The organism is Amycolatopsis sp. w19 (assembly GCF_051373225.1).
Taxonomy (GTDB): domain Bacteria; phylum Actinomycetota; class Actinomycetes; order Mycobacteriales; family Pseudonocardiaceae; genus Amycolatopsis; species Amycolatopsis japonica.
The window spans coordinates 1-550 of sequence record NZ_JBPQFM010000086.1 but is presented as its reverse complement, the minus strand read 5'-3'; the positions used below and the strand labels follow the sequence as shown (position 1 = coordinate 550).

Sequence of the window (550 nt, the reverse complement as noted above, 5' to 3'; positions counted from 1 at the left end):
CCCAAGATCCTTTTCATAGTAAAAGAAAAAAACTACTGGCTTAACACAGTAGTTTTTTTAGTTTTCTAATTTATTAAAACTTTGCAAATAGCCCGTCCAAATTACATTGTTCCAGATACTCTACGTTCCAGATACTCTACTGATACTAATAGTATCTAAGCTAGTTGAAGTAATATTACCATCTTCATTCACCCAGACTAAAAATCCATCGCGTATACGGATAAATGTACCAACTCCGTTAAGTTGATTTTCAGCAGAAAAAACTTCAATTCTATCACCTTGTCTTAAACCATCCAAACGAAAACCATTCGAAGATGTCCCACGGTTACTTGAAGAAGTACGGCGCTCGTCAGAAGTACGTCGTGAGCTACGGCGCTCATCAGAAGTACGATGTTTTGGCATGCAATCACCCCCTAAAAGAGATACTACATGATATGAAAAAAATTGAAATCTGTATAAGCAAAAAGCTCAATTATTATTTGTTTTACTAAAAATGGTTAAATAATCTAGTTCTACTCTACTTATTTAGTCTTATTAAATCATTCTAATT

Annotated in this window: 1 protein-coding gene; it reads right to left on the bottom strand. The window is 33.8% G+C overall.

All coding sequences use genetic code 11. The annotated features are described in order from the left end of the window. Nucleotides 1-120: 120 nt before the first annotated feature. Entirely contained in the window at nucleotides 121-402 is a 282-nt protein-coding gene (locus ACSMFO_RS40235; protein WP_436462552.1) for a hypothetical protein, read from the bottom strand. Nucleotides 403-550 lie beyond the last annotated feature (148 nt).